The following is a 24,027-nucleotide window of genomic DNA, read 5'->3' as shown; positions in this document are numbered from 1 at the left end:
GTTCCGGGCGGCCGAGCAGCCGGTATAGCGTGGTCGCAGGACGGCCCCGCCGACCGCCGGCGGCGCCACGAGGAGGATCCCCGTGACCAATTTCGCCAATGTCGAGCGCCGGCACCTGGCCGCGCTCCTGCGCCGGCTGGGCCCCGATGCCCCCACCCTGTGCGACGGCTGGAGGACCCGTGACCTCGCCGTGCACCTCGTGCTGCGCGACGGCCGCCCGGACCTCCTCCCCGGCCGGGTGCTGCCGCAGGTACCCCTGCTCGGGGAGCGCACCCGGCGCGCCGAGGAGGCCGTCGCCGCCCAGCCGTGGGAGGAGCTCGTGCGGAAGGTGGAGCACCCCCCGCTGTACTCCCCCGCGCGGCTGGGGCCGGTGGACAAGCGGATGAACACCGTGGAGTACTTCGTCCACCACGAGGACGTCCGCCGCGCCCAGCCCACGTGGCACGCGCGCCCGCTGCTGCACGACGAGGAGCGGGACCTGTGGCGGTCCCTGAGCCTGGTGGCCAAGGTCATGCTCAAGGACGAGGAGGACACGGTCGTGCTGATCGCCCCGTCCTACGGCGCCGTGCGCGGCGGCCGCGGCAGGACGGGGACCGTGCGCGTGCTGCGCGCCGTGCCGAGCGAGCTGCTGCTGTGGGTCTTCGGCCGCCGTGAGCAGGCCGCCGTGGAGGAGACCGTCGAGTAGTCCGTCGGGCAGGCCGCACCCGGACGGGCCCGGCATGACGCACCCGGCACAGCACAGGGGGACCGCGCCGGGCGCGGTCCCCCTGTGCTGTGCCGGGTCCTCAGCGGAACAGGTCCGCCCGGACGCCCATGATGATCCGGTCACCGGGCCGGGCGGTGCGCATGTATCGCGCCACCTCGTGCTCGTGCAGGGCGATGCACCCCGCGGTGGGCTTCTTGTTGGCGTGCAGGAAGATGGCGAAGCCGTTGCCCTGCACGATGGGCGAGTCGGGCGGGCGGTTGTAGTTGATCACCACGCCCAGGCGGTAGTCACCGGAGAGCGAGAAGTACCACATGTTCTCGTCCGGCCAGGTGTAGCCGGTGGACTCGAAGTACTTGTTGTAGAGCGTGCCCAGGCGCCCGCCCCACCGGGAGTTCGGGTTGAGCTGCCGGTAGGGCAGGGCGGTGCCCGGGTTGTAGACGCCGAAGGACTCCGTGACCGAGTACGAGCCCTGCGGGGAGTAGAGGTACTGCGTGTGTCCCGAGGGCACGCCGGGCCGCTTGAAGCCACTGGCGCCCACGTAGGCCGAGGTCCGCCACTCCTCGACGTAGTTGCCGCCGATCCGCACGCAGTTGACGAACGTGGCCTGCGAGCGCCCGTAGCCCTCCGCGATGGTCAGGGACACCCGCGCGGCGTTGCGGGTCGGCTGCACGGAGCGCCCGGTGTTGAGGTGGTGGCACTCGCCGCGGAACAGGTGCGTCCGGGCGCCGGTGGCGCGGCTCCAGGTGACGACTCCGCGCTGGAACGTCTGGTGCACGCTGCCGGTGCCCACCTCGTTCGTGACGGGGTAGCCGAGCGATCCCCGCTCGCGTCCCGTGGCGATCCACCGCTGCCCGATGGCGCCGTTCGTCTTGACCGCCCGCGCCCCGGTGGACGGGGACCAGTAGATCGTGTGCGCCCGGGTGAAGGACTGGCGGCACCCGCCTCCGGTCAGCCCGCAGATCTCGTCGGTCGTGGGGTAGCCGTAGCTCCCGCCCTCACGGCCGCCGCGGATCCACAGGTGGCCGATCGCGCCCCGGGTGTTCACGGTCCGCGCGCCGGTGGACGGGGTCCAGAAGATGGTGCGGTTGCCGGAGAAGGACTGCCGGCACCCGCCGTCGGAGCCGCAGGACTCGTCGGTGACGGGGTATCCGTAGCTCCCGGCCTCGCGGCCGCCGCGGATCCACTTGTGGCCGATCGCACCGCGCATGTTGACGGTCCGCGCCCCGGTGGACGAGGTCCAGAAGATCGTGCGGTTGGCCGAGAAGGACTGCCGGCACCCGCCGCCGGTCAGGTGGCAGGACTCGTCCTCGACGGGCCAGCCCAGCACGTCCACCCCGCCCCCGAGGGTCCACCGGTGGCCGATCGCGCCGCGCAGCTGCACGAAGTGCGCGCCGTGGGCCTCCGACCACAGGACCACGCCCCGCTCGTGCGGCCACTCCCAGCCGCCCTTCCACGGGCGCATCCCGGCGGTCGGCTCCCCGGTCCGGGCGGCCGCGCGGGCCGCGGCGGCCTCGAGCGCCTGCCGCACCTCGGCGGGCACGTCCACCTCCTCCGCGGCGGCCGCGGCCGCCGGCTCCTGGGGCTCGGCCCCGGGTGCGGCCGGCTCCTCGGCCGGGTCCGGCCCGGCGGAGGGGTCCGCTCCGGAGGAGGGCTCCGCCGTCGGCCCGGCGGCGCCCTCCGGGGCGGCCGTGTTCTCCGGGGCGGCCGGGGAGGACCGGCCCTCGTCGTCCCGGGGGTCCTCGGTGCTCCGGGGGTCCGGGGCGACCGTGAGCACGGCCCGGGCCTCGGCCCCCGTGGCGTCGACCAGGGCGTAGGACACCTCCGCCGCGGTGCCGCCGGCCGGCCGATCCGGGTCGGGCGTGAGAGCGAGGACCGGGTGCTCCGGGAGCTCCCAACCCTCGGGCAGGGACGCGGGATCCGTCTCCGGGGTGACCACGCGCAGGGACCCGAGGTCCGTGCGCAGTGCGTCGACGAGCTCGGGATCACCGACGGTGGCCGCGGCCGCAGGGTCCACGAGCAGGAGCCGTACGGCCGAGGGGTCGTCGAGACCGTCGTTGGCCAGGACGTCGAGCAGCGCGGAGCCGCGGGCGGGCAGGGTGGTCGTGTCGTCCGCCGGGTCGAGCCGCACGGTCGCCGTGGCGGCACCCGCGGAGGGGACGGCGGAGGGGCCGGGCGTCGTGGTCGGGCCGGCCGAGACGGCGGGGGTCGGAGCGGACGGGGCGGCGGAGGCCCCGGGGGCGCCGGCGAGCACGACCGCGAAGCAGGCCGCGAGCGCGGCGGGGAGGCGCAGAGCTGAGATCGTCATGGGGGGTCCCTTGCTGGGCGTTCAGTCGGAGAACTCGACGTAGTGGTCGGGGGTGGCGGTGTCGAAGACGCGGACGGCCAGCTCGGCGTCGTGCGGGGCGGCGTAGGCGACCTCGAGGGAGGCGCTCTCCCCGGGGCCGATGGTCCTGAAGGTCTCCATCGGCACCCCCAGGGACTCGTCGAAGACGGGGACCGCAGGCTCGCCGTCCGCGACGGCGACCGGGAAGGACCACCGCACGGCGTCGACCGGGGTGCCGCCGGTGTTGGTGAGGGTCAGGGTGAACACCTGGACCGGGGTCCCGGGCGCCGCGCGGACGGGACGTTCGCCGGTGGTGGCGGGGCGGGGGCCCTCCACGACGGCCTCGAGAGAGGCGTCGAGGCGCTGGGCCGTGCCGAAGGACCCGGCGGCGTCCCGGGTCGAGGTGTCGTCGTAGGGAGCCACGTCGTTGCCGGACGGCGCGGTATCGGACGGCGCGGTGTCGGACGGCGCGGTGCCTGATGGTGTGGCGTCGGGTGTCGCCGGCGCGGCGGTCCCGACGGGGTCCGTGGTGGTGGCCGAGGCCGCCGACGGGGCGGGGGTCGCATCGGCCCCGGGATCGGCGGCGCAGCCCGCCAGCGCGACGACGAGCAGCGCCGCGCAGACGGGCCCGAGCCTGCGACCGGGCGGTGGGGGGACGGGTACTGCCATGGGGGGACTCCTCGACACGGTCCTGGGGGGACCGACCGGCGCCGCGCCGCCCCCGGACGGGAGGTGGCGCGGCGCCGGTCGTTGGGGTCACGCTACACCGCTGATTTGCATTTGTGATCAGCGTGACACCGTGTGGCGTGCGGCGCGGCGGCGCTCAGGGACAGGGCCGCTTGGCGAGCTCGGCCGCCAGCGCCTGGGCCGACGAGGTCGAGGAGTTGATCCGCCAGTCCACCTCCTTGTCGAGGTGGAACCAGACGAGTCCCGTGACGTCGGGCTGCTGGGCCAGGTAGTACACCAGGTGGGCGTTCCACTCGGCCTTGGACCCGCCGGACTCGGCCGAGGCGGTCTCGGCCACGACGATCTCCTTGCCCGGGGCCACGCGCCGCATCTCGGAGAGCCCGTAGGCGAACAGGTCCCACGGCTGCTGCCAGGTGGACCAGGACTGGGAGGTGCCCCAGTTGTAGCCGTCGAGGCCCACGACGTCGACGTAGTCGGCGCCGGGGTAGAGCCCGTCCAGGGGCGTGGATCCGTAGTAGGGCACGTTCGGGTTCCACACCCACTGCACGTTGTCGGCGCCCGCGGCGGTGAAGATGTCGTGGACGTGGCGCCATGCGGCCACGTAGTCCCCGGCCGCGTTGCCGTTGACGCCCTCGGCCCACGGGTACCAGTTGCCGTTCATCTCGTGGCCGAAGCGCAGCATCACGGGCGACCCCCAGTCGGCCAGGCGGGTCGCCCAGTCGGTGATGTGGGCGTCGTGGGCGCCGGAGGCGATCGCGTCCAGGGAGTGGGCCGGCTGCTCGGTCCCGCCACCCCAGATCCAGGGCTCCCAGGTCAGGAGCGTGACGGCCCCCGCGGCGCGGGTCTGCTCGAGCTCCCAGTAGGGCACGGGCTGGGCGAAGTCCTTGTAGGAGAGCACGATCGAGGGCTTCTCCCCGGTGAGCGAGGCGACCTCGGCGAGCTCGTCCGCCGCCGCGGGGCCACCGGCCGTGCCGACGCCGAAGCGCAGGGGGCACGTGCGGACCTGCGGCGCGGTCGTCGCGACGGTGACGGACCGCACCGGTTTCTTCGCCGCGGCGAGCATCGGCGGCCCGGCCGGGGCCTGGACCAGGGGTGCGGCGTGCGCCGCGGGGACGACGACCAGCCCCAGGGCCACGGCGGCGGCGGCCGTGGTGAGGGAGCACAGGAGACGGGAGGGAGCGGGAGCGGGCATGAGGGGGCCTTCCGAGGGGTGCGGGCCTCCGCCGACGGCGGGCACGCGGGGGGTCTCGTCCGCGACGACGAGAATGAGCGAACGCAAATTAGCACCGCGGGGCGCTGCTGTCCCGAGCCCTGCCGTGCGGCGTCATACGGGCTGGCCGGAGGGTCCTGTGCACCGTCACGGACGGCGCTCCTCCCCTGTGCCGCACCGGAGCCCGGGCGTGTCCCGCTCCCCGGGGCGGGCCGTTGCCGGTGAGTAGGGTGATGGCATGTCCCTCGACCTGGCCGACGCCACCGACTCCCGCCACCGCGTCCGGGCCCTGCACGCCCTCAACGTCCTCGACACCCCCCGCGAGCAGCGCTACGACCGCATCGTCCAGCTGGCCCAGCGGATGTTCGACGTGCCCATGGTGGCGGTGAACCTCATCGACGCGGACCGGCAGTGGACCAAGGCCGAGGCGGGTCTCGACGGGCTGGAGAACACCTCCACCACGGACTCGATGTGCCGCCACACCGTGCAGCGCCCCGGGGCCCTCGTGGTGACCGACACCACCGCGGACGACCGGTTCCGCGACAACGTCTTCGTCCGCCGGGATCCGCACGTCCGGTTCTACGCCGGCCACCCGCTGGAGGCGCCGGGCGGGGAGCGCATCGGGTCGCTGTGCATGCACGACACGAAGCCGCGGAGCCTGAGCGCCGACGAACGGACCCTCCTGCAGGAGATGGCCGGCTGGGTGGAGCGGGAGCTGGCGCTGCAGAACGAGCTCGACCGCGCCGCCCAGGTCCAGCAGGTCCTGATGCCCCGCACGGCCCCGCGCGTCGACGGGTACGAGCTCGCCGGCCGGTGCGTGCCCACCCAGGCGATCGGCGGCGACTTCTTCGCGTGGCACCTCCTCGACGACGCACGGCTGCAGCTGCACGTGGCCGACGTGATGGGCAAGGGCATCCCCGCGGCGCTGATCGCCGCCTCGGTGCGGGCCATGCTCGTGGGCGCCGCCCAGTTCAACGACCAGAACCGCGCCTTCGCCCGGGTCGCCCAGGCCTCCCAGGACCTGCTGGCCGACACCGGCGCGTTCGTCACCGCGTTCTCCGCCCGCCTGGACCCGGCCACGGGCCGGGTCGAGTACGTGGACGCCGGCCACGGTCTCGCCTTCGTCTTCACCGCCGAGGGCTACCGTCCGCTGGAGCGCTCGGGCCCCCCGCTGGGGGTGTTCCCGGACGACACCTGGCAGCTCCGCAGCACCGTGCTCGAGCCCGGGGAGACCCTCGTGGTGATCAGCGACGGCTTCCTCGACTTCTTCCCCACACTCGAGGAGACCCTCGAGCAGGCTGTCGGGGCCTCGATCCCCGAGCTGCCCGTCGCGGAGGTCGTCGACCGCGCCGTCGCCTTCGCACAGGCGCAGGGGCACCCCGACGATGTCACGGTGGTGGCCCTGCGCCGCACCTGACGGGGCGCCCGCAGGACCGGCCGGACCGGGTCAGCGGGGGACGATCCGGAACAGGAACCCGGTCCGCACCATGGCCCAGAGCAGCCCCAGGACCACGACGTAGGCCGCGGTGTTGAGCCACAGGCTGCCCTGCTGCAGGGCGGGGACGTTGGCCACGGCGAGGATCAGGAACACGTGCATGACGAACACGTACAGGGTGGCCTGCCCGAGGGGGACGAGGAACCACCCGAGGGCGCGCTCGATCGGTCTCCAGTAGGCGCTGAGCACGGCGTAGGCGGCCACCACCACCACGAGCACGTTCACCAGACGGCCGATCCCCAGGTAGGTCCGCCCGAAGAAGGCGTCGTAGACCGAGCGGAACACCGGCTCCGGCAGCAGGGCCAGCCGCACGTCGTAGGCGTTGGTCAGGTACGGGCTGGACCAGGCGAAGAGCGCGAAGGCCACGGCCAGCGCGAGGCACGCGGCCAGCACGGAGCGGTGGCCGGAGAACCAGTGCACGATCCGGCGCCGGTGGTGGCCGGCCGTCATGCCCAGGACGAACAGGACCTGCCACACCAGCAGCGGGAACGAGTCCTCGAACTGGGACGGCAGCAGCCGGATCCGGAACACGGTGCCCGCCCCGTAGAGAGCCAGGCTGACCGCCAGGACCAGCCACGTCCGCCCGCGGGCCAGCGCGGCCAGCACCAGCGGGCTCACCAGGAGCAGGACCACGTACAGCCCCATGATGTTGAACTGCCACGGACCGACCTGCAGCAGGAACAGGGACGGGATCAGGTGGGCCGGCACGGGGAACTGGAGGAAGCCCTCCATCCCGGAGTACAGGTCATACGTGGTGCCCGCGGCCCCGGCCCCGGCCGCACCGGTCCCCTGGTCCGTGAACGTGGTGACGGCCCCGGCGTCCAGGAAGGGCAGCAGGCTCAGGCCGTAGACGGCCAGGACCACGACCAGGGCGGTGACGTAGAGCTTCCACGCCCGCGAGGTGGTGCGGTCGACCACCGCCCCGAGCTCGTCCTTCGCCCGGGGCCCGTACACGATGCCCAGGACCGCCCCGGAGAGCAGGACGAACAGTTCGGCCCCCGAGACGACGCCGACGGTCTCCTGCGTCAGCAGCTGGAACACCGAGGTGATGCCCACGTGGTTGACGACCACGAACACGATGGCCGCCCCGCGCAGCATGTCGATGCGGAGGTCCCGCCGGGCGGGGTCGGCGTACGCCCACGCCCTGACCGGCCCCCGGAGCGGGAGCAGCCAGAGGGCAAGCGCCACGGCGAGCACCGCCAGGGCGCCGCCCCACGCGGCCGCTCCGCCGAGCTCCGTCCCCTCCGCCGACGGGCCGGCCCCCGGCAGCTCCGACCGCTCGGTGACGGGCCCGGTCACCAGGGCGGCCTCCTGCAGCCGGTCGCCGGCGGCCGCGGCCAGGCCCGGGTCGGCGGTGATCCTCCAGTCGACGGTCACCGCGGTGTCGTCGCGCTGCTCGACCGTCTCGTTCCACACGATCGCCCCCACCCGGTCGAGGTCGTCCGCGGACGCCGTGGCGAGCACCTGGTCCCACCAGGCCTCCTTGACCTCCCGCTCCGACGGGCCGCCCGCCGCCGCGCTGTAGAAGGCCCCCGTCTCCACCATGAGCGGTCTGTCGTGGCCGACGGCGTACGCGGTGTAGAAGTCGTCCTCCCCCGCCGGCCCGGCGCCGTCCCCGGCGCCGAACAGGGCGCGGAACGCTCCGGGCCCGGGCACGGCGTTGCGGGCGGGCCCGCTGCCCGCCTCGTCGTACGGGGCGACCAGTCCGACCCAGTCCACCACGTCGTCGCCCGGGTAGTAGGGACCGTAGGGGTCGTCGCCCCGGCCCAGCACCCCGTCGCCGTTCGTGTCCAGCCCGGTCGCCCCGCTGCCCGGCGGCGCACCCGCCGCGTCGCGGAAGGGATAGTCCGCTCCCGCCGTGGGCGCCCAGACCATGACCGGGTCGTCCAGCTCGGCGTCCAGCGCGGCCGCGACGGTGCGGAAAGCCGCCGTGTACGCCTCCGGCTGCTGCCCCCACTCCACCCACGTGGCGTTCATCTGCGGGGCGAACCGGACGAAGACCGTGCCCTCGAACCCGTCCGCGGCGTCGGCCAGCTGCCCGGCCAGGACGGCGGCCTGCGCCTCGTCCACGCGGCCCAGCGCGATCTCGGGCCGGATCGTCAGCAGGGCGTGGGCGCCCTGCCCGGCGACCTGGGCGAAGTAGTCCCGCAGGTGGCCGCGTTCCTGCTCGCCCATGGGCAGCGGGACGGGTCTGCCGTAGACGGCCGCCGGCGTGCCGAGCCGCTCGGCGTGGCCGGCCGCCGTGTCCGCTCCCCAGTCCAGCAGCGCGCCCAGGTACGGGCCGCGGGGCTCCGCGTCCTGCGCCGCCCGCGCCGGTCCGGCCGGTGCCACGAGGAGCAGGAGCAGCATCAGGAGCAGCGCCGCGGCGGCCGGGGGGCGCACGCGTCGTCGGGCGATGGGTACCAGGGTGCCCTCCAGGGTCGGTCCGGGCGCGGCGCCGGGCGCTCGCAGGGGGGGCCGTCGCCCGGAGGCGCCGCAGGAGCCGGGGGGGGTGCTGCCGCGGACGACGGGGGTCACGGGGGACGGCTCGTCCCGCGTGCGTCCCCCGATATCATCACGCGGCGGCGCCCCGCGCGCGGAGGCTCGGAGCGTGTCCGCGGAGGTTTCCCCGAGGCGTCTCCCGTGGGGTCTCCCGTGGGGCCTCCCCCGGGACGCCGACCTCCCGAGCCCGGGGCACCGCCCGGCGGCACGGCGCCCAGGGGAGCGCCCCGTCCACGGCGGGACGGGGCGCTCGATCCCCGGCAGGGTGCGACCCTACGGACGGTCGCCGGACCGTGCGGTCACGGACAGCTCGTGCTCATCGGGCCGGTGTCGGCCGGCGTCAGTGCTGGTGGCTGTGATCGTGGTCGCCGTGGCCTTTCTCGTGCTCGTGCTTGCCCTCATCCTTCATGTCGTCGTGGTGCTCCCGGCTCTTCCGATCATCGTTGTCGTAGAAGTGCCACTTGTCGTGCTTCTCGCACCACCACCAGTGATCCTTGTGGTCGTAGTCGTCGTGGTCGTAGTCGTGGTCGTGGTCGTAGTACTTCTTGCCGTCGTAGTGCCTGTGGTCCCGGTCGTCACGCCGGTCGTGGTCCCTCTTGTCCCGGTCGTAGCGCCGGTGGTCGTTCCCGTTGTCGTCCTTCTTGTCCCGGTCGTAGCGCCGGTGGTCGTTCCGGTCGTGGTCCTTCTTGTCCCGGTGGTCGCGGTCCCGGTCGCGATGGTCGTCCTTGTTGCCGTGATCCCGGTCCTTGTCGTACTTTTTGCTTTCGCTACTGCGCCCGTTGCCGTTACCATCAGATGACTCCGCGACCGCCGGGGTGGCTACCGTCCCTCCGACGAGGGCGGCGGCCATGGCCGCGCCGACGAGGGTCTTCCGCAGACTGCTCATTGCTGCTCCTGTGGAAAGGGCATGACATGGGGATCGTCATGCGATTGAGATGTTCGAGACCTGGGCAAGAGGTCTCACCTATGAGATAGGTATGAACACCGTAGGAGTGTCCTGAGTCACGGTTCAAGACTCTGACCAGGGGGTTCACGATCACGGTTCTGTCTCGTCGCACTCCCCCGTGCGGTGTGTGCTGCCCGGACCCTCGCCGGTGCGGCCGCTCTTCGCCCCGGCCCGCCCCGCGGGGCGGACGTGCGGCGCCGGGAGACCCGGAACGGCGCGGATCTCGGCCCTCGCATGAGCACAGGCACATTCCGGGCGGTGGCCGGAGGCCCGGCACGGGCGGAACGGAGAAGCTGCGGAGATCAGCAGGCTTATAGCCCAGATCGAGACCTCAGCGCAACATGTGACGCCATGTGTGACCGTGGAGCGTTCCCACGGACCAGTGGAGCCCCCTACCGGATTCGAACCGGTGACCCCCTGTTTACAAGACAGGTGCTCTGGCCAGCTGAGCTAAGGAGGCGGATCCGCCCTCGGGCGGCGTGCGGACTCGGCCCGAGCGGCCGGTCCCCCAGGATATCGGACGCGCCGGAGGACCCCGAAATCCCCGATCCGGGACGGGTGGGCGTGCACAGCGCGACGGCGCCGGCCCCCGGGCGGGGACGCGGCGCCGTCGCGCGGTGCGGGGAGCGACCGGCTACTCCTTGGCCTCCACGGCCGCCTCGAGCGCGTCCTGGAAGGGCTCGTTGCCGAGCCGCTCGCCGTCGATGAACACGGTCGGGGTGCCGGAGACGCCGTTGGCCAGGGACTCCTGGGAGACCACGTTGACCATCGGCCGCCACGTGTTCTCCTCGAGCGCGCTCGCGATGTCCGCTCCGTGGGAGGAGGCGATCTCGACGAGCTGCTCGTCGTCCAGCCCGCCGGTGCCCTGGTGGGAGAACACCTCCTCGACGAAGGCCAGGTACTGCTCGGTGGAGACCTGGTTGCCCACCTCGTAGGCGGCGGCCGCGGCCCGGGACGAGTACTGGGTCGGCGTCGCGCGGTCCAGGAAGTTGAGGTTGCGGTACTCGAGGGTGATGTCGCCGGAGGTCACGGCCTCCTCGAGCACGTCGCCGTTCTCGGCCTCGAAGTCCGCGCAGTGCACGCACTCGAAGTCCTGGAAGATCACGACCTGCACGGGCTCGTCGTCGCCCGAGGCCTCGACCCCCGGCGGAACGGCGGACTCGTCCGGGGTCTCGGGCGCCTCCGGGACCTCGCCGAGGTCACGCTCCTCGACCTCGGCCTGGCCCGTGCGGATGCCGTCGGCCGTCAGTACGGTGCCGCCCCACTGGTTGGCGCTGGCGGGAACCGGGCCGGCCTCGGGGATCTGCTGGGCGCGGTTCTGCGCCACCACGATGCCGATCACGGCGACGATGACCAGGACCAGGGCGAGGATCCCCAGCTGCAGGACCCGGCGGGAACGCTTGTCCTGCCGTGCGTGCTGGTCCGCGACCTGCCGCGCCCGCTCCCGGGCGGCGTCGCGGTTCCGGGGGTCGGGGGTCGAACTGCTGCTGGATGCCATGGGTCCTCTTCGCAAGATCCTGGGGGGCGGATGGGGGCGTGTCGTCGCCCAGATTATCGGACCCCCTGCTCCCCCGCCGACTCAGGAGATCACCAGGCGGAACCATGAGCACACTGACGAATAGACTGGGGGCAGGACGACGACGACCTACCGGAAGGACCCCTCGTGAGTGCAGAGCAGACCCCGACCGCTTCCTCGGCCGACCTGGAGCAGGTGCCGGAGCCACGGACCGACGTGCCGCAGGAGACCGGGTACGACTTCGTGGTGGTCTCCAACCGGCTCCCGGTGGAGCGCGTCGTGGAGCACGGGGAGTCCTCGTGGCGCCGCTCCCCCGGCGGGCTCGTGGCCGCGCTGTCCCCCGTCATGTCGCGCCGGGCCGGCGCCTGGGTGGGCTGGCACGGCGCCCCCGACGAGACGCTCGAGCGCTTCGACCACGACGTCTTCCACCTCGCCCCGGTGCCCCTGTCCGCCGGGGAGGTCGAGGCCTACTACGAGGGCTTCTCCAACGCGACCCTCTGGCCCCTATACCACGACGTCATCGCACCGCCGGAGTTCCACCGTGCGTGGTGGAACACCTACCGGAAGGTCAATCGCCGGTTCGCCGAGCGGACCGCCGAGATCGCCGCCGAGCACGCCACGGTGTGGGTGCAGGACTACCAGCTGCAGCTCGTGCCCAAGATGCTGCGGGAGCTGCGCCCGGACCTCACGATCGGCTTCTTCAACCACATCCCGTTCCCGCCCCTGGAGATCTTCGCGCAGCTGCCCTGGCGCAGGGCCGTCCTGGACGGCCTCTCCGGCGCGGACCTCATCGGCTTCCAGCGCCCCGGTGACGCCCAGAACTTCCAGCGCTGTGTCCGGCGCTTCCTGGACGTCTCGTTCCGCCACGGGACGGCACGGTTCGGCACGGACGACGCGGCGTGGACCGTGCACGCGAAGTCCTACCCCATCTCGATCGACGCGGAGGCGATCCAGGAGCTGGCCTCACGGCCCGAGGTCCAGGAGCGGGCCCGGGAGATCCGCCACGAGCTCGGCGACCCCGAGACCGTGTACCTGGGCGTCGACCGGCTGGACTACACCAAGGGCATCCTGCACCGCATCAAGGCCTACGGGGAGCTGCTGACCGACGGCCGGCTCACGGTGGGGCCGTCGGTGCTGGTCCAGGTCGCGAACCCCTCCCGGGAGCGCGTGGAGTCCTACGTCCAGCTGCGGGAGGACGTCGAGGGCCTCGTGGGCCATCTCAACGGCCAGCACGACACCATCTCGCACACCGCGATCCGCTACCTGCACCACGGCTACCCCTTCGAGGAGATGGTGGCGCTGTACCTGGCCACGGACGTCATGCTGGTCACCTCCCTCCGGGACGGCATGAACCTGGTGGCGAAGGAGTACGTCGCGGCCAAGACGGACGGCTCCGGGACCCTGGTGCTCTCGGAGTTCACCGGCGCCGCCGAACAGCTCAAGCAGGCCCTGCTGGTCAACCCCCACGACATCGACGGGCTCAAGGACGCGATGCTGAGGGCCCGCGACATGCCCGCGACCGAGGCGAAGAAACGGATGCGCTCGATGCGCCGGCAGGTCCTCGGCAACGACGTCAACGACTGGTCGGAGGCCTTCCTGCAGGACCTCGCCCGCACCCGCCCGGGGACCACCGGTGAGGAGGAGCAGTGATGGACCCGCACGCGGACACCCGTCCGGACCTCGAGGAGGCCCTCCGCCGGGCCGCCGGGGCCGGGATCCTGCTGGTCGCCCTGGACTTCGACGGCACGCTGGCCCCGTTCACGGACGACCCCGACGACAGCCGGGCGCTGCCGGAGGCCCAGTCGGCCCTCGAGACGCTGCTCGAGCTGGACCGCACGTACGTGGCCGTCATCTCCGGGCGTCCGATGCGCTTCCTCCGCTCCGTGGTGGACCCGGCCGGGCGGATGCTGCTGTCCGGCTCGCACGGGGCGGAGCTGCACCTCGACGCCCTCGGGGACGCGGCCGAGGACACCGGACTGGAGCTCTCCCCGGCCCAGCAGGAGCTGCTGGCGCAGGCCACCGCGCTCGTGGAGGCGCAGGTCGCCCGGTACCCCGGGTCCAAGCTCGAGCTCAAGCCCACGGGAGCCGCGTTCCACACCCGCACGATGGCGGACCGCACGCTCTCCGCTCGGGCGGAGCAGGAGATGATCGAGCAGTTCGAACAGCTCGAGGGCCTGAAGATCACTCCGGGCCAGCATGTGGTCGAGTCCTCGGTGCACTCCGCGACGAAGGGCGAGGGCATCACGGCGTTCATGCAGGCCACGGGCGCGGACGTCACCCTGTTCGCCGGCGACGACGTGACGGACGAGAACGCCATGCGCGAGCTCGGCCCCGACGACCTCGGGATCAAGGTGGGCACGGGAGAGACGGTGGCCGCGCACCGGGTCGCCTCCCCGGAGGAGATGGCCACGACCCTGACCCGTCTGGCCGTGCTGCGCCAGGACGCGCAGCGGTGATCCCGGGCGGCGACCGCTGCCGGTGACGGCGAGCCGAGGACGGCCGCACAGGAACAGTGACTAGGATCACTGTGGTCCCCGTCACCCGACGGGGCAGCTCTTCTCCTTCGGATCGTCCGGCACGTGCCTGCCGGGAAAGAGGCTTCCACCATGTCTTCTGTGCGCTACGCGAATGTCACTTGTCAGTACCCGGGGGCCGAGCGGCCCTCGGTCACCGGGCTGGACCTCGAGATCGCCGACGGGGAGTTCCTCGTCCTGGTCGGCCCCTCGGGGTGCGGGAAGTCCACGACCCTGCGGATGCTCGCCGGACTCGAGGAGGTCACCGACGGGACCATCCACATCGGGGAGCGCGACGTCACCGACGTCCCCTCCAGGGACCGGGACATCGCGATGGTCTTCCAGAACTACGCCCTCTACCCGCACATGAGCGTGGCCGAGAACATGGGCTTCGCCCTGAAGATCGCCAAGATCCCCGCCGAGGAGCGCCGCCGGCGGGTCGAGGAGGCCGCCACGATCCTGGACCTGACCGACTACCTCGACCGCAAGCCCAAGGCACTCTCCGGCGGCCAGCGCCAGCGCGTGGCCATGGGCCGGGCCATCGTGCGGTCCCCGCAGGTGTTCCTGATGGACGAGCCGCTGTCGAACCTGGACGCGAAGCTGCGGGTGCAGACCCGCACCCAGATCGCCTCCCTCACCCGCCGCCTCGGGGTCACCACGGTGTATGTGACCCACGACCAGGTCGAGGCGATGACCATGGGCGACCGGGTGGCGGTGCTCAAGGACGGGCACCTCATGCAGGTCGACACCCCCCGGGCCCTCTACGACGCCCCGGCCACGGAGTTCGTGGCCGGGTTCATCGGCTCCCCGGCGATGAACCTGTTCCGGGTCCCGGTCACCGGCACCGGGGTGGAGCTGGGCACCCTGGGGATCGCCCTGTCCCGGCAGCAGCGCCAGGCGCTGACCTCCGAGCGGGTCACGGTCGGGATCCGCCCCGAGGACCTGCACCGGGCGCCGGAGGGCACCGGGCTGCCGATCGTCGCCGATGTGGTCGAGGAGCTCGGCGCCGACGCGTTCGTCTACGGCCACCTCGCCCCGGTCACCGCCGCCAACACCATCGTCCCGGTCGATGCGACCGGGACCGTGGAGGAGGACGCCGCCGGCGCCCACGAGATCATCGTCCGGGTCGAGGGCCGCACCCCGCCGAAGGCCGGGACCACCATCTGGGTGGCACCGGACACCGAGCGCCTCCACCTCTTCGACACCGCCACCGGCCACCGCCTCCCGGACTGAGGTCGGGGTCCGCCGGACTCCGGACCGGCTGAGGCCCGGGCCGGCGGCAGCTGCACCGCCAGGACACCGCGGCGCCCTCCCGGCAGCGGTGAGGGCGCCGCGGCGCGTCCGGACCCGGTTCGGCCCCGGACGGAGCGGACGGCACCGGCTCGGTGCCGGGCGGGCCGGTCGGCGGGAACCCGCACGAGGAGCTCGGGGCCGGCGTTCCGGAGGTCCCGATCGACCGGGCGCCCAGCGCCCGGGGCGGCCTCAGCGCAGGTCCAGCTCCTCGAGCTCCTCGTAGAGCTCGGCCGTGCGCCCCACCCGCCGTCTGCCCTCGGGACCCGCGGCGGCGAGCACGCCGTCGGCGAGCACCGACACGAGGCTCATGGCCGCCGCGTAGGAGTCGAACGGTCCCACGCCGTCGAGGGGGCACTCGATCCACAGGTCCACGGCCGCCGCGTGGCGCCGGGCCGTGCTGTCGGCCACGAGGACCGTCTGCGCCCCGCCGGCCGTGCAGACGTCCACGAGGCGTTCGAAGCCCTGAGGACGCCGCCGGAAGCCGAACAGGACCACGACGTCCCCCTCGCCGACGCCCACGAGCTCCTCCCCGAGCGTCTGCCCGGGCAGCGGCGCGAGCCGCACCCCGTCCCGTGCCTGCTGCAGCTGCTGCTTCAGGTGCAGCGCGACCGGGTAGCTGTTGCGCAGCCCGATGACCAGGACCGACCGCGCCTCCGCCAGTGCGTGCACGGCCCGGGTCCGGCGGTCCTCCCCGGCCGGGTCCAGGACCTTGCGCAGGTTCGCGAGCTCCTGCTCCAGGTGCCGGCCCAGCTCCGGGTCCGCGTCCGGCCCCAGCGGCACACCCCGCTGGCGCAGGGTGCGGGCCGTCTCCCGGAGCTCCGTGAAGGACTCGAAGCCCAGGTGCCGGTAGAGCCGGGACAGCGTGGCGCGGGAGACGCCGCTCATCTGCGCCAGCTCCGCCGAGCTGTACAGGGCGAGGTCGTCCAGGTGGTCCAGGATCAGGTCGGCGGCCCGCTGCTCCTGGGGCGAGAGCCCGGCGTAGTGCGCGTGGATGCGCTGTTCGATCGACACGCTCACCACCCTAACGACCGCGGGCGGCGAGCGCGGGGACGGCCGCGGCGGGACCGCAGCCGGCCCGGTTGCTAGCATGACCCGGTATGAAGGGTTCACTCGGCCCCCACTTCCCCCTCGCCCCCGAGAACGGCTCCGCCCGCGGCGGACGCTCGGGAATCGTGTCGATCCAGACCGCCTCCCCGGACCCGGTGCTGCTCGAGCTGCCGTGGGACACCCCCTTGGAGCAGTGGCCCGACGACGTCCTCGCCGCCCTGCCCCGCGGCATCTCCCGGCACGTCGTGCGGTTCGCCCACGCCGGGGGGAAGGTCGTCGCCGTCAAGGAGACCGTGCCGCACTACGCGCGGCACGAGTACGCCACACTGCGCCGCCTCCAGCGCATGGGCATCCCGGCCGTGGTGCCGGACGCCGTGGTGACGGACCGGTACACCCCCGAGGGCGAGCTGCTGCCGGCGGCCCTGGTCACGGACCACCTGATCTTCTCCCTGCCCTACCGCGCGATCTTCTCCGCCGGCCCCAGCGCCGCCACGGTCGAGCGGCTCGTGGACGCGCTCGCCTCGCTGATCGTGCAGCTGCACCTCTCCGGCTTCTACTGGGGTGACGTCTCGCTCTCCAACACGCTGTTCCGCCGGGACGCCGGCGCCTTCGCCGCCTACCTGGTGGACGCGGAGACGGGCGAGATCCACCCGAAGCTCACGGACGGCCAGCGGGGGTACGACATCGAGCTGGCGCGCACGAACGTGGCCGGGGAGATCATGGACCTCCTCGCCGGGGCGGTCGAGGAGGGGCACGACATCGCGGACGTGGTGGACCCCTTCGACGTCTCGGACCGGCTGGTGGCCACCTACGACTTCCTGTGGCGGGAGCTGACCGTCGAGGAGTCCTTCAGCATGGACGAGCGCTGGCGCGTGGTGGAGCGGGTGCGCCGCCTCAACGAGCTGGGCTTCGACGTGGAGGAGGCCTCGATGGACACGGTCGACGGCCGGATCCGGCTGCGCCCCCAGGTGGTGGAGCCCGGCCACCACACCCGCCGCCTGCAGCGGCTCACGGGCCTGAGCGCCCACGAGAACCAGGCGCGGCGGCTGCTGACCGACATCGCCCAGCTCGGGCAGGACCTCTACCCGGGCCTGCCCGAGGAGCTCGTGGCCCAGCTGTGGATGCGCGAGGTGTTCTCCCCGATCATGGAGGCGGTCACCCCGCCGATGCGCCGCAAGCTCGAGCCGGCCGAGATCGTGCACGAGGTGCTCGAGCACCGGTGGTTCCTCTCCGAGCGCGCCGGCAAGGACGTGGCGACGCAGACGGCGGTCGAGGACTACGTGGCCTCGCAGCTGGCCCGGCGACCGGACGAGCGCGAGGTCTTCTGAGCGGGGCGCCGGCCCGCCCGGGTCAGGGCCGGTGCGCCGCGAGCACCCCGGTCAGGGTCCGGTGCACCCGCCGGGGCCAGTCCTCCCCCAGACTCCCGTACCGGGCCACGTGGGAGTAGGCGGAGCCCAGCACGAAGTCGAGGACCACGTCGACGTCCAGGTCCGGGCTGAGCCGCCCCGCCGCGGTCTCCGCGGCGAGGAGCTCCCGCAGCCGCTCCACGCGCGGCCGGACCAGGTGTGCCCGCAGGATCCGGGAGGTCTCGGACCCGGGGTCGCTCAGCAGGGAGACCGCCACGCCGATGCCCATGTCGTGGAGCAGGAAGTCCAGTGCCTCCGCGAGACCCTCCTCCCAGCTCGCCGGGGCGCTCGGCCGCTGCGGCGAGTACGTGGCCACGGCGTCCTCGAGCGCTCCCTCGAGCATCTCGAGGCTGTTCGCGTAGCGGCGGTAGATGGAGGTCTTGGCCACGCCCGAGGCCGCCGAGACCGCCTCGATGCTCACCCGGTGCGGTCCGCCCTCCCGGAGGAGGGCGAGGGCCGCCGCGGTGATCTTCTTGTCGGTGGTGACGGTCCGCGGATCGGTCCGGTCGTCGTCGCCCATGGCTGCCCCTCCTGCTCGCCGTCCGCCGTCCCCGGGGTCAGGCGGTCTTCCAGTCCTCGATGGGCCAGTGGTTCTTCCGGGCCAGCCGGTAGAGGGGCAGGTCGGGGTTGACCGTGTAGGGGTGGCCCATGAGCAGCAGCCAGCTGGCGTCCGCGTGCGAGTCCCCGTAGCCGTAGGAGCGGGACAGGTCGTAACCGCCCTGCTCGGCGTACTTCTTGAGCCACTGGGCCCGCGCCTCGTCCACCAGGGGCGGTGTGGCGAGGTAGCCGGTCATCACGCCGTCCCGCTCGTCCATCCGGCCCGCCACGACCTCGTCGAAGAGGTGGGCGATCGGCTCCACGAGCAGGTCGATGGAACCGGTGACCAGGACCGTGCGGTGCCCCGCGGCACGGTGCTCCTCGATCCGGGTGAGGGCACCCGGTCGCAGCAGACGCCGCATGTCCTGGCCGAGCGGGCCGGCCACCTGCTCCCGCACCGTCCCGGCGGGCACGCCCTGGTAGCGGCGCATGAACGCCCGGATGAACTCGCCGCGGTCCCGCCGCTCGGCCTTGAGATAGGTCGGGGCGCTCGAGACGAGGTCGGCGACCTCCGCGGGCCACTTCGCGAGGTGCAGGGTCCGGCGGCGCAGCTGCAGGTACTGGCGGATGACCGTGGAGTCCAGGACGGTGCCCTCCAGGTCGAAGACCGCGAGCACGTCCGTGCCCTCGCTGAGCCCGCGCCGGGCGGCGTTGCGCCGCTTGGACGCCGCCTGGAGCCGGCCGTAGGCCTTGGTCATCGTGGTCAGGGCCGGCAGGTGTACGTTCTGCCAGTAGTCGGCCCAGTCGATCGACCGGACGTCGAAGGTCCGGTCCTCGGGCGTCCCGGCGGGCAGCGAGTCGTTGAGCTGCCGGGTGCCGGCGTCGTCGAAGATCATCTCGGTGCGCGTGTAGGACTGGTACAGGTCCACGTAGGTGCGCAGGGACCCGAGACCGGATTGCATCCGGTGCAGGGAACTGGCCCACTCGCGGGTGCGGGAGGTCGCGGGCAGCGCCGAGGTGAGCCGGCCGCCCACCGCGGACAGACGCTCCTTGACCGCCAGCGAGCGCTCCACGGCGTTGTTGGCGGGGAACTTCCACTCGGGCACGCGGATGGGCTTGCCGTCGGCGTCCTCGAGCGGGTGGGCGAGGAAGAACGACCGGACGTTCTCGTACATCTGATGGAACGGAAGCGGGTTGGAGGCGCCCGAGCAGACCTGGTAGTAGGCGGGGGCCGGGTCGGCGTGCCCGGCCGGGGTGACCGCCCCCGACGGGGCGCGGTGCCCGTCCGTGGCCAGGGCCACGATCGCGTTGACCACGAAGTCGACGGGGATGACGTCGAGCACGGAGTCCGGCAGCCCCGGGAACTCGGGCAGGGCGCCCTTGGCGTAGGCCATGATCAGGGGGTCGGCCACCTTGTAGCCGTCGATCCAGCCGGGGTAGGGGTGGCGCAGCGCGGACTCGATGATGGAGGGTCGGACCACGGAGAGCCGGTGGCCGGCGCCCGCCCACTTCTGCTCGGCGACGCGCTCGCCCAGGGCCTTCGTGAAGGTGTAGATGTCGGTCCAGCCGAGGGACTGCGCCCGGGTGCGCCCGTACTCGACCAGGCGGGTGCGGACCCACTCCTCGCGCGCGGCCTCGGCGGCGCGGGCCACCGACTTCGGGCCCTGCTTGCCGTGCTCCGCCGTGGCGTCGTCGATGATGGCCTGCAGCCGCTCCGGAGTGCGGGAGGCCATCTCGGCCTCGTCGCGCGCCCGCTGGGCTGCCTCGAACTCCGCGGCCCAGTCGACGTCGTGGTCCACGGGCGCCTCGGGGCGCAGGCCCTTGGCGATCCCGCCCACGTAGCAGGTGGAGACGTGGATGACGTGCGGGTCCTGCCCCGAGGCCAGCAGCGCGTCGTAGAGCCCGGTGGCGCCGCCGACGTTCGTGCTGAAGGCCTCGTGGATGGGCGGGTCGAAGGACACGGTGGAGGCGGAGTGGATCACCACGTCGAACGGCTCCGCCAGGCCCGCCAGCGCGGAGAGGTCACCCTCGAGCACCGCGGTGCGCTCCGCGAAGACCCGCTGGGCCTCCTCCTCGCCCACGGCCTCCCGCCAGGTGCGGAACGCGGGCTTGCGCAGCAGCTGCCGCAGCCGCTGCGCACCGCTGATGCTGCCCCGGGGCCGGACCACGGCGGTGACGTGCACCCCGTCGTGGGCGGACAGCAGCCGTTCGAGCACCGCCTGTCCGAGGAAGCCGGTGGCTCCCGTCAGCAGGACGCGCGTGGTGGGGGTCTCGGTCAACGGTGTTCCTCCGGTGGTGTGCTGGTCCGCGGCCGGTGCGGAGCGGGCGGGGGCTGCGGGCGGGTCCCGCCCGGCGGGCGACGACGGCGCCGCACGGGCGGACCGCACCCGGCTGCGCTACGGCTACCGTAGTGTAGCCTAGATCTCATGCTTACCGCTCTCGTGACCGGGGGGACGTCCGGCATCGGCGCCGCGTTCGCCGAGGCCCTGGCCCGCCGGGGAAATGCGCTCGTCCTGGTGGCCCGCGACGCCGACCGCCTCGAGCAGACCGCCGCCAGGCTGCGCTCGGCGCACGGCGTGCCCGTGGAGGTCCTGCCCGCGGATCTCTCCGACCGCGCGGACGTGGACCGCGTCGCCGCCCGGGTCGAGGACCCGGCGCACCCCGTGGACGTGCTCGTGAACAACGCCGGGTTCTCGGTGAAGACCCGTTTCGCGGACCCGGACACCGGCGCCCACGACCGCGCGTTCGAGGTCATGTGCCGGGCGGTGCTGGTCCTGTCCTCGGCGGCGGCACGGGCCATGACGGCCCGCGGCTCCGGCTGGATCATCAACGTCTCCTCCACCGCGGGCCTGGTCACGATGGGGTCCTACTCGGCCATCAAGGCCTACACGACCGCGTTCACCGAGGCCCTGGCCGTCGAGCTCTCCGGGACCGGCGTCCACGTGACGGCGCTGCTGCCCGGCTGGGTGCGCACGGAGTTCCACGAGCGCGCCGGCATCAGCGGCTCCTCGATCCCGTCCTTCATGTGGCTCAGCCCCGAGCGCGTGGTCGAGGAGGCGCTCGACGACGTCGCCCGCGGCAAGGTGCTCTCGATGCCCACCAGGCGCTACCGCCTCCTCGGCTTCGCGCTGCGCCACCTGCCGCGCTCCGCGGTGCGCCGGATCTCGGGGCTGGTCGCCTCGGCCCGCCAGAAGGAACGGGCGGCCGGGTCGTGACCCGCCGCGATCCCCAGGAGCCCGTGCCGGTCCAGCGCTCCATCGACGGGGCGGCCGGGCCGACCCCCGAGGCCGCGCCCGAGGCGCCGCCCGCGTCCTCCGCCCAACTGAGCCCCGAGCGCTTCCGCGACCCCCGTCGCCGGCTCGCCCGGCGGATCGCGCAGCGGATCTTCCTGCAGGGCCTCGCGTACCGCACGGTCCGGCGCACCGTGGTCACCCATCCCGCGGCGGACGCCCTGGAGGGTGCCTGCATCGTGGTCGCCAACCACTCGAGCCACCTCGACGCGCCCCTCGTCCTGGGCTCGGTCCCCCGGCGGATCCGCCGGGACCTCGCGACCGGCGTGGCCGCGGACTACTTCTTCACGGCTCCGCACAAGCGGCTGTTCACCGAGCTGATCTTCAACGCCTTCCCGGTGGACCGCACGGGGACCGGGGCGAACCGCGGCCTGTCCAAGCAGCTGCTGAAGGCGGGGGTCCCGCTGCTGATCTTCCCGGAGGGAACCCGCTCCCGCACGGGCAAGATGGGCTCCTTCAAGATCGGCGCGGCAGGCCTGGCCAAGGCCGTGGGCGTCCCCGTGGTCCCCGTCGCCCTGATCGGGGCCTACGAGGCGATGCCTCGCGGGGCCCGCTGGCCGCGCCGCGGCCGCCCCCGCGTGGTCGTGGCCGTCGGCGAACCGCTCGTGGCACGGCAGAAGGAACCGACCTCGTCGTTCAACGACCGCATCGAGGCCTCGGTGCGTGCCCTCTACGCCGAGCACCGGCCGCGCATCGACGCCTGAGACCCGTCCCCCGTCCCCCGTCCCCCGAGATCCAGGAGAGTACTGCGCAGATGGCACACGTGAAGCACATGAAGTGGTGGGGCTGGGGCGAGGAGGGCGTGCACTTCGAGTACGCGAACAAGCCGGCGTTCGCCCCGTTCGTGAAGAACGCCTTGGACGTGGACCTGCGACCCCGGCAGCGCGACACCATCGACTTCTCCACCGTGCGCGTCCCGGCCTCCCGCGCCGCGGACGGGGTCCTGGAGGCGCTGTCCGCCGTCACCGGACCCGAGCACGTGACGCTCGACGACGAGCTGCGCATCGTGCACTGGGCCGGCAAGTCCGTCACCGAGCTGCTGCTCACCCGGGCCGGGGAGTTCGCGCGCGTGCCCGACGTGGTGGTGTACCCCGGCACCGAGGACGAGGTGGCGCAGGTGCTGCGCCTCGCCGTGGAGCGCGACCTCGTGGTCATCCCCTTCGGCGGCGGCACGAGCATCTCCCGCAGCCTCCAGCCGGACGCGGACGAAGAACGAACGATCGTTTCCCTGGACCTCGGCAGGATGAACCAGGTGCTCTCCCTCGACGAGACCTCCGGGCTCGCCACGATCCAGGCCGGCGTCCTGGGTCCCGACATGGAGAAGCAGCTCAACGCCCGCGGCTGGACCCTGGGACACTTCCCCGACTCCTTCACGCACTCGACCCTCGGCGGCTGGGCCGCCACCCGCTCCTCCGGGATGCAGTCGGACAAGTACGGGGACATCGCCGACATCGTGCGCGGGCTGCGGGTCGTCCGCCCCGGCGGGACCGTGGTGCTGCGCCCCCTCCCTTCGACCTCCACGGGCCCGAGCCTGCGGGAGATGATCATCGGCTCCGAGGGCCGGCTGGGCGTCATCACCCAGCTCGACGTGCACGTGCACCGGCTCGCCGAGCACCGCGAGGTCATCGCCTACATGTTCCCCACCTGGCAGCAGGCCCTCCGGGCCATGCGGGAGATCGCGCGCTCCGGCGTCAGCACGACCTTCGCCCGGGTCTCGGACGCCCACGAGACGGCGTTCTCCCTCTCCACCCAGAAGGCACCCGCCACCCTGAAGAAGAAGGTCACGGCCAAGGGCCAGGAGCTGCTGTGGGAGCTCATGCGGCGCCGCGGGTGGGACACCGACGCCATGTGCATCGGCTACGTGTGCTTCGAGGGCAGCAAGGCCGAGGTCGAGCGCCGGAAGAAGGCGGTGGCCGGCATCGTCAAGGGACAGGGCGCCCTGGTGCTTGGCGCCGGTCCCGGCGCGCTCTACGACCAGAAGAAGTTCGACACCCCGTACCTGCGCGACTTCCTGCTCGAGCAGAACACCATCGGGGACGTCTCCGAGACCGCCGCCCCGTGGTCGAAGCTCACCACCGTGCACCAGGCGGTCTACGAGGCCGCGGAGCGGGCCTTCGCGTCGCAGGGCAAGACGGGCTGGATCATGTCCCACATGTCGCACTCGTACCACGCCGGTGCGTGCCTCTACTTCACCTTCGGCTACGAGATCGGCGCGGACCCGCACGGCGAGTACGCGGTCATCAAGGGCGCGGTCCAGCAGGCCTTCATCGACGCCGGTGGGACGCTGTCCCACCATCACGGCGTGGGGCTCGAGCACAGTCCGTGGATGGAGCAGGACGTCTCCCCGGAGGGGGTCCGGCTCCTGCACGGCCTCTTCAGCGCGGCGGACCCGGGCGGCCACCTCAATCCCGGCAAGATCGTCGGCTGATCCCCGGCCGGCGGAACACGCCGGCCCCGGAACGCGCACAGGCCCCCACCGTGCTGGTGGGGGCCTGTGGCGTATAGGGGCCCTTCACAGATGAGCATGGGTAGGCGTCTTCCGCCACGGCCGGTGGCCGCCGGCGGCGAGCAGGGCGC

General features: G+C 73.1%; 18 protein-coding genes and 1 tRNA gene. 9 read left to right on the top strand and 10 right to left on the bottom strand.

Translation table 11 applies throughout. The features are described 5' to 3' along the window. The first annotated feature begins 82 nt into the window (after positions 1-82). On the top strand, positions 83-685 hold the full coding sequence (locus QYM41_RS04095) for a TIGR03085 family metal-binding protein (RefSeq protein WP_368798464.1): 603 nt from the start codon (positions 83-85) through the stop codon (positions 683-685). A 100-nt stretch (positions 686-785) separates the two neighbouring features. Here the strand turns inward: QYM41_RS04095 and QYM41_RS04090 are convergent, their stop codons facing one another. The 3 genes from QYM41_RS04090 to QYM41_RS04080 form a co-directional block, all read right to left on the bottom strand. Further along, a complete protein-coding gene (locus QYM41_RS04090) occupies positions 786-3,011 on the bottom strand; it encodes a L,D-transpeptidase family protein (RefSeq protein ID WP_368798463.1) in 2,226 nt (741 codons plus the stop codon). 21 nt (positions 3,012-3,032) lie between these two features. Next, positions 3,033-3,698 carry a hypothetical protein gene (locus QYM41_RS04085; protein WP_368798462.1) on the bottom strand — a complete coding sequence of 222 codons (666 nt, stop codon included), beginning with the start codon at positions 3,696-3,698 and terminating at the stop codon, positions 3,033-3,035. Positions 3,699-3,852: 154 nt separating this feature from the next. Further along, positions 3,853-4,908, bottom strand: a complete 1,056-nt coding sequence (locus QYM41_RS04080; protein WP_368798461.1) for a glycoside hydrolase family 26 protein — start codon at positions 4,906-4,908, stop codon at positions 3,853-3,855. Between the two features lie 256 nt (positions 4,909-5,164). Between QYM41_RS04080 and QYM41_RS04075 the strand changes: the two genes are divergently transcribed. Beyond that, on the top strand, positions 5,165-6,343 hold the full coding sequence (locus tag QYM41_RS04075; protein ID WP_368798460.1) for a PP2C family protein-serine/threonine phosphatase: 1,179 nt from the start codon (positions 5,165-5,167) through the stop codon (positions 6,341-6,343). Between the two features lie 30 nt (positions 6,344-6,373). Here QYM41_RS04075 and opgC read toward each other — a convergent pair whose 3' ends face one another. The 4 genes from opgC to QYM41_RS04055 all read right to left on the bottom strand — a co-directional run bounded on the left by opgC (position 6,374) and on the right by QYM41_RS04055 (position 11,346). Then, positions 6,374-8,770, bottom strand: a complete 2,397-nt coding sequence (gene opgC / locus QYM41_RS04070; RefSeq protein ID WP_438612549.1) for an OpgC domain-containing protein — start codon at positions 8,768-8,770, stop codon at positions 6,374-6,376. A gap of 472 nt (positions 8,771-9,242) precedes the next feature. Continuing rightward, positions 9,243-9,788, bottom strand: coding sequence for a hypothetical protein (locus QYM41_RS04065; RefSeq protein WP_368798458.1), 546 nt, complete (start codon positions 9,786-9,788; stop codon positions 9,243-9,245). Positions 9,789-10,231: 443 nt separating this feature from the next. Then, positions 10,232-10,308, bottom strand: a tRNA-Thr gene (locus QYM41_RS04060). 174 nt (positions 10,309-10,482) lie between these two features. Then, a complete protein-coding gene (locus QYM41_RS04055; RefSeq protein ID WP_368798457.1) occupies positions 10,483-11,346 on the bottom strand; it encodes a DsbA family protein in 864 nt (287 codons plus the stop codon). Positions 11,347-11,511: 165 nt separating this feature from the next. Here QYM41_RS04055 and QYM41_RS04050 point away from each other — a divergent pair, with 165 nt between their 5' ends. The 3 genes from QYM41_RS04050 (at position 11,512) to QYM41_RS04040 (ending at position 15,110) form a co-directional block, all read left to right on the top strand. After that, complete coding sequence (locus tag QYM41_RS04050; protein WP_438612545.1) at positions 11,512-13,014, top strand: alpha,alpha-trehalose-phosphate synthase (UDP-forming); 1,503 nt, start codon at positions 11,512-11,514, stop codon at positions 13,012-13,014. Continuing rightward, positions 13,014-13,820: a trehalose-phosphatase gene (gene otsB, locus QYM41_RS04045; protein ID WP_368798456.1), complete on the top strand. Its 807-nt coding sequence runs from the start codon at positions 13,014-13,016 to the stop codon at positions 13,818-13,820. Before QYM41_RS04050 ends, otsB begins: the two co-directional genes overlap by 1 nt. Before the next feature lie 150 nt (positions 13,821-13,970). Beyond that, a complete protein-coding gene (locus tag QYM41_RS04040; RefSeq protein ID WP_368798455.1) occupies positions 13,971-15,110 on the top strand; it encodes an ABC transporter ATP-binding protein in 1,140 nt (379 codons plus the stop codon). Positions 15,111-15,359: 249 nt separating this feature from the next. Here QYM41_RS04040 and QYM41_RS04035 read toward each other — a convergent pair whose 3' ends face one another. Then, the gene (locus QYM41_RS04035) at positions 15,360-16,181 is read right to left on the bottom strand and encodes a MurR/RpiR family transcriptional regulator (RefSeq protein WP_368798454.1); all 822 of its coding nucleotides are present in this window, start codon (positions 16,179-16,181) and stop codon (positions 15,360-15,362) included. Between the two features lie 86 nt (positions 16,182-16,267). On the opposite strand from QYM41_RS04035, the gene QYM41_RS04030 reads away from it, so the two are divergent. Further along, positions 16,268-17,545 (top strand): DUF4032 domain-containing protein, encoded by a 1,278-nt coding sequence (locus tag QYM41_RS04030; RefSeq protein WP_368798452.1) that lies wholly within the window; start codon positions 16,268-16,270, stop codon positions 17,543-17,545. A gap of 22 nt (positions 17,546-17,567) precedes the next feature. Here QYM41_RS04030 and QYM41_RS04025 read toward each other — a convergent pair whose 3' ends face one another. Beyond that, a complete protein-coding gene (locus tag QYM41_RS04025) occupies positions 17,568-18,143 on the bottom strand; it encodes a TetR/AcrR family transcriptional regulator (RefSeq protein ID WP_368798451.1) in 576 nt (191 codons plus the stop codon). 37 nt (positions 18,144-18,180) lie between these two features. After that, positions 18,181-20,439, bottom strand: a complete 2,259-nt coding sequence (locus QYM41_RS04020) for an HAD-IB family hydrolase (RefSeq protein WP_368798450.1) — start codon at positions 20,437-20,439, stop codon at positions 18,181-18,183. A 147-nt stretch (positions 20,440-20,586) separates the two neighbouring features. On the opposite strand from QYM41_RS04020, the gene QYM41_RS04015 reads away from it, so the two are divergent. From QYM41_RS04015 to QYM41_RS04005, 3 genes are read left to right on the top strand one after another with little or no spacing between them, the layout of a single operon-like run. Then, entirely contained in the window at positions 20,587-21,375 is a 789-nt protein-coding gene (locus QYM41_RS04015; protein ID WP_368798449.1) for an SDR family NAD(P)-dependent oxidoreductase, read from the top strand. Then, a complete protein-coding gene (locus tag QYM41_RS04010) occupies positions 21,372-22,154 on the top strand; it encodes a lysophospholipid acyltransferase family protein (RefSeq protein ID WP_368798448.1) in 783 nt (260 codons plus the stop codon). The genes QYM41_RS04015 and QYM41_RS04010 overlap by 4 nt, the downstream gene beginning before the upstream one ends. 50 nt (positions 22,155-22,204) lie before the next feature. After that, a complete protein-coding gene (locus QYM41_RS04005) occupies positions 22,205-23,878 on the top strand; it encodes an FAD-binding oxidoreductase (RefSeq protein ID WP_368798447.1) in 1,674 nt (557 codons plus the stop codon). Positions 23,879-24,027: the final 149 nt, after the last annotated feature.

Origin of the sequence: Kocuria oxytropis, from assembly GCF_040981195.1 — a bacterium.
In the GTDB taxonomy this organism is placed as follows: Bacteria; Actinomycetota; Actinomycetes; order Actinomycetales; family Micrococcaceae; genus Kocuria; species Kocuria oxytropis.
This window is presented reverse-complemented; position numbering and strand designations above follow the sequence as displayed.

Bases quoted from the DNA above. Each gene is read 5' to 3' on its own strand.
- QYM41_RS04030 (WP_368798452.1), top strand. From the start codon at position 16,268: ATGAAGGGTTCACTCGGCCCCCACTTCCCCCTCGCCCCCGAGAACGGC.
- QYM41_RS04025 (WP_368798451.1), bottom strand. From the start codon at position 18,143: ATGGGCGACGACGACCGGACCGATCCGCGGACCGTCACCACCGACAAG.
- QYM41_RS04015 (WP_368798449.1), top strand. From the start codon at position 20,587: ATGCTTACCGCTCTCGTGACCGGGGGGACGTCCGGCATCGGCGCCGCG.
- otsB (WP_368798456.1), top strand. From the start codon at position 13,014: ATGGACCCGCACGCGGACACCCGTCCGGACCTCGAGGAGGCCCTCCGC.
- QYM41_RS04040 (WP_368798455.1), top strand. From the start codon at position 13,971: ATGTCTTCTGTGCGCTACGCGAATGTCACTTGTCAGTACCCGGGGGCC.
- QYM41_RS04055 (WP_368798457.1), bottom strand. From the start codon at position 11,346: ATGGCATCCAGCAGCAGTTCGACCCCCGACCCCCGGAACCGCGACGCC.
- QYM41_RS04080 (WP_368798461.1), bottom strand. From the start codon at position 4,908: ATGCCCGCTCCCGCTCCCTCCCGTCTCCTGTGCTCCCTCACCACGGCC.
- QYM41_RS04075 (WP_368798460.1), top strand. From the start codon at position 5,165: ATGTCCCTCGACCTGGCCGACGCCACCGACTCCCGCCACCGCGTCCGG.
- QYM41_RS04085 (WP_368798462.1), bottom strand. From the start codon at position 3,698: ATGGCAGTACCCGTCCCCCCACCGCCCGGTCGCAGGCTCGGGCCCGTC.
- QYM41_RS04005 (WP_368798447.1), top strand. From the start codon at position 22,205: ATGGCACACGTGAAGCACATGAAGTGGTGGGGCTGGGGCGAGGAGGGC.
- opgC (WP_438612549.1), bottom strand. From the start codon at position 8,770: ATGCTGCTCCTGCTCCTCGTGGCACCGGCCGGACCGGCGCGGGCGGCG.
- QYM41_RS04065 (WP_368798458.1), bottom strand. From the start codon at position 9,788: ATGAGCAGTCTGCGGAAGACCCTCGTCGGCGCGGCCATGGCCGCCGCC.
- QYM41_RS04090 (WP_368798463.1), bottom strand. From the start codon at position 3,011: ATGACGATCTCAGCTCTGCGCCTCCCCGCCGCGCTCGCGGCCTGCTTC.